Source organism: Methylibium sp., assembly GCF_031393925.1.
Classification (GTDB): Bacteria; Pseudomonadota; Gammaproteobacteria; order Burkholderiales; family Burkholderiaceae_C; genus Methylibium.
The window spans coordinates 1-3770 of record NZ_JANMWL010000117.1; the positions used below are offsets into that span (position 1 = coordinate 1).

Sequence of the window (3770 nt, forward strand, 5' to 3'; positions counted from 1 at the left end):
GCGTTTGCGCAAGGGCTCGAACGCGTCGCCGACGTGCCGATCTACAGCGCCGACGCGATGCTGCGCCGCGCGCCTTCGCTGCAGCTCACCGCCGATGCACGGCCGCCGCGCGTCGGACTGCCCACGGCAGTGTGGGAGCGGCTGGCCCTGGGCGAACACGCCGCGGTCCATGTGCGGCAGGGCAGCCATTCGGTGCGACTGGCCGCCTGGCACGACGCCAGCCTCGCTGCCAACTGCGTGCGCGTGCCCGCCGCTCATCCGCTCACCGCCGCGCTCGGCGCGATGTTCGGCGCGATCGCCGTCGAGCGCGCCGAGCCGCTGTCGGCCGAGCCCGAGCATCACGCCGCGTCGGTCAAGCTCGTGTCTGCCGCCAACCGGCCGGCCGCCTGAGGACGCGCCGATGATCGACACCTTCAATCAATGGGGCACCGGCCTGCTCGGCGGCGGCTGGCCGGTCGTGTGGAATTTGCTCAAGATCGTCGGCCTGGTGCTGCCGCTCATGCTCTGCGTGGCCTACCTCACCCTGTGGGAGCGCAAGGCCATCGGCTGGTCGCAGATTCGCGTCGGCCCCAACCGGGTCGGCCCCTTCGGCCTGCTGCAGCCGATCGCCGATGCGGTCAAGCTGATGTTCAAGGAAATCATCATCCCGACGGCGGCCAATAAGCCGTTGTTCCTGCTCGGCCCGGTCATGACCATCATGCCGGCGCTTGCGGCCTGGGTGGTCATCCCCTTCGGCCCGGAAGTGGCGCTGGCCAACATCGATGCCGGGCTGCTGTTCATCATGGCCATCACCTCGATGGAGGTCTACGGCGTGATCATCGCCGGCTGGGCCTCCAACTCGAAGTACGCCTTTCTCGGCGCGCTGCGCGCGTCGGCGCAGATGGTGAGCTACGAGATCGCGATGGGCTTCGCGCTGGTGGTCGTGTTGATGGTGTCGGGCTCGCTCAACATGAGCGAGATCGTGCTCGGGCAAGACCGCGGTTTCTTCGCCGGCAAGGGCCTCAACTTCCTGTCGTGGAACTGGTTGCCGCTGTTGCCGATCTTCGTGGTCTACGTGATCGCCGGCATTGCCGAGACCAATCGCCACCCCTTCGACGTGGTCGAGGGCGAATCGGAAATCGTCGCCGGCCACATGGTCGAGTACTCGGGCATGGCGTTCGCGATGTTCTTCCTGGCCGAGTACGCCAACATGCTGTTGGTGTCGGCGCTGGCCTCGGTCATGTTCCTCGGCGGCTGGTTGCCGCCGGTGCAGAGCGTGCTGCTGGCGTGGGTTCCGGGCTGGATCTGGCTGGGCCTGAAGACCTTCGTGGTGGTGACGATGTTCCTGTGGGTGCGCGCCACCTTCCCGCGCTTTCGCTACGACCAGATCATGCGGCTGGGCTGGAAGATCTTTATTCCCATCACGCTGATCTGGCTGGTGGTGGTGGGCGGCTGGATGCAGTCGCCCTGGAACATCTGGCAATGATCGTTTTGAGTTGAGAGGAGGCCGGCGATGTCTGCCCTGGCTTCGGTCAAAGAATTTTTCAACACCTTCCTGCTGATCGAGCTGCTCAAGGGCATGAAGCTCACGGGCCGGCATGCGCTCGCGCGCAAGATGACGATCCAGTTCCCGGAAGAAAAAACGCCGCTGTCGCCGCGCTTTCGCGGCCTGCATGCGCTGCGCCGCTATGAGAACGGCGAGGAGCGCTGCATCGCCTGCAAGCTGTGCGAAGCGGTGTGCCCGGCGCTGGCGATCACGATCGAGTCCGAGGTGCGCGACGACGGCTCGCGGCGCACCACGCGCTACGACATCGACCTCACCAAGTGCATCTTCTGCGGCTTTTGCGAAGAGAGCTGCCCGGTGGATGCGATCGTCGAGACGCACATTTTCGAGTACCACGGCGAGAAGCGCGGCGACCTCTACTTCACCAAGGACATGCTGCTCGCGGTGGGCGACCGCTACGAAAACGAAATCGCAGCCGCCCGCCAGGCCGACGCCGCCTACCGCTGAGCCGCCCATGACGACCCAGACCGCGCTGTTCTACGTCTTCTCGGCCATCCTGCTGTTCGCCTCGTTTCGCGTCATCACGGCCCGCAGCGCCGTGTATGCGGTGCTGTTCCTGGTGCTGGCCTTTTTCAACGCGGCCTGCCTGTGGATGTTGCTGCGCGCCGAGTTCCTGGCCATCGCGCTGGTGCTCGTCTACGTGGGCGCGGTGATGGTGCTGTTCCTGTTCGTGGTGATGATGCTCGACGCCAATACCAAGCAAAGCGCGGCGCGCGACGGGTTCTGGAAGAACCTGCCGCTCGCGCTCGTGATCGGTGCCGTGATCGCGCTCGAGATGGCGGTCGTGCTGCTCGGCGGCTTTCGCCTCACCGACGCGCCGCAGCCTGAGGCCGCGGCCTTGAAACTCGGCAACACCAAGCTGCTGGGCATCGCGATCTACACGCGCTACCTCTACCCGCTGCAGCTCGCCGCCGTGCTGCTGCTCGTGGCCATCATCGCGGCCATTGCGCTGACCTTGAGGAAGCGCAAGGACAGCCGCCACATGGACGCCTCCCTGCAGGTCAAGGCGAAGAAGGCCGACCGCGTGCGGCTGGTCAAGATGAAGCCGGAGGTGGCGCCCGCGCCCGAACTGCCAGCAGCAAAGCCCGACCCCGCCTCTGCCGGAGGCACGGCATGACGATCACCCTGGGCCACTATCTTTCGCTCGGCGCGATCTTGTTTGCCTTGTCGGTCATCGGCATCTTTCTCAACCGCAAGAACCTGATCGTCTTGTTGATGGCCATCGAGCTGATGCTGCTGGCCGTGAACATGAACTTCATCGCCTTCTCGCATTACCTGGGCGACATGGCCGGGCAGGTATTCGTGTTTTTCATCCTCACCGTGGCGGCGGCCGAATCGGCCATCGGCCTGGCGATCCTGGTGGTGCTGTTTCGCAACCGTACGTCGATCAACGTCGACGAGCTCGACACGCTCAAGGGCTGATTGCATTCGCGGGCGAGAGGGCCCGCCAGACGAGAACAACAAGATGGCTGCAGTGCTTTCACATTTGACGTTGATCGCCGTGCCGCTCGCCCCGCTGGCGGGCGCGGTCATAGCCGGCCTGTTCGGCAAGGCCGTGGGCCGGCGCGGCGCGCATGCGCTCACCATCCTGGGCGTGCTGGTCGCCTTCATCCTGTCGGCATCGGTGCTGAAGTCGGTCGCACTCGACGGCGCTCGCTTCAACGGCAGCGTCTACGAATGGCTCGTGATCGGCGGGCTGAAGATGGAGGTGGGCTTCCTCGTCGACGGCCTCACGGCGATGATGATGACGGTGGTGACCTTCGTCTCGCTGATGGTGCATATCTACACCATCGGCTACATGGAGGGTGACCCCGGCTACCAGCGTTTCTTCGCCTACATCTCGCTGTTCACCTTCAGCATGCTCATGCTGGTGATGAGCAACAACATGCTGCAGCTGTTCTTCGGCTGGGAGGCGGTAGGCCTGATGAGCTACCTGCTGATCGGCTTTTGGTACACCAAGCCCACGGCGATCTTTGCCAACATGAAGGCCTTCCTGGTCAACCGGGTCGGCGACTTCGGCTTCATCCTCGGCATCGGTCTCTTGCTGGCCTACGGCGGCACGCTCGACTACGCCGAGCTGTTTGCCAAGGGCCCGGCGCTTGCGGAGCTGGGGTTTCCCGGCACCGACTGGCGGGTGATCACCGTCGCGTGCATTTGCCTGTTCATCGGCGCCATGGGCAAGAGCGCGCAGTTCCCGCTGCACGTGTGGCTGCCCGACTCCATGGAA

Annotated in this window: 5 protein-coding genes and 1 pseudogene; all 6 read left to right on the forward strand. The window is 64.8% G+C overall.

Annotated features, from left to right (window positions below):
* Positions 1-390 (forward strand): annotated as a pseudogene (locus tag RMO12_RS06770) (hypothetical protein); the annotation flags it as partial.
* 10 nt (positions 391-400) lie between these two features.
* Complete coding sequence (nuoH, locus tag RMO12_RS06775; RefSeq protein ID WP_309638700.1) at positions 401-1465, forward strand: NADH-quinone oxidoreductase subunit NuoH; 1065 nt, start codon at positions 401-403, stop codon at positions 1463-1465.
* Positions 1466-1492: 27 nt separating this feature from the next.
* Positions 1493-1990 (forward strand): NADH-quinone oxidoreductase subunit NuoI, encoded by a 498-nt coding sequence (gene nuoI / locus RMO12_RS06780; protein WP_309638701.1) that lies wholly within the window; start codon positions 1493-1495, stop codon positions 1988-1990.
* Between the two features lie 7 nt (positions 1991-1997).
* Complete coding sequence (locus RMO12_RS06785; RefSeq protein ID WP_309638702.1) at positions 1998-2660, forward strand: NADH-quinone oxidoreductase subunit J; 663 nt, start codon at positions 1998-2000, stop codon at positions 2658-2660.
* A complete protein-coding gene (gene nuoK / locus RMO12_RS06790; protein WP_309626769.1) occupies positions 2657-2965 on the forward strand; it encodes an NADH-quinone oxidoreductase subunit NuoK in 309 nt (102 codons plus the stop codon). Before RMO12_RS06785 ends, nuoK begins: the two co-directional genes overlap by 4 nt.
* Before the next feature lie 43 nt (positions 2966-3008).
* Positions 3009-3770 (forward strand): proton-conducting transporter membrane subunit (locus tag RMO12_RS06795; RefSeq protein ID WP_309638703.1); only part of this gene is annotated, 762 nt, incomplete at its 3' end.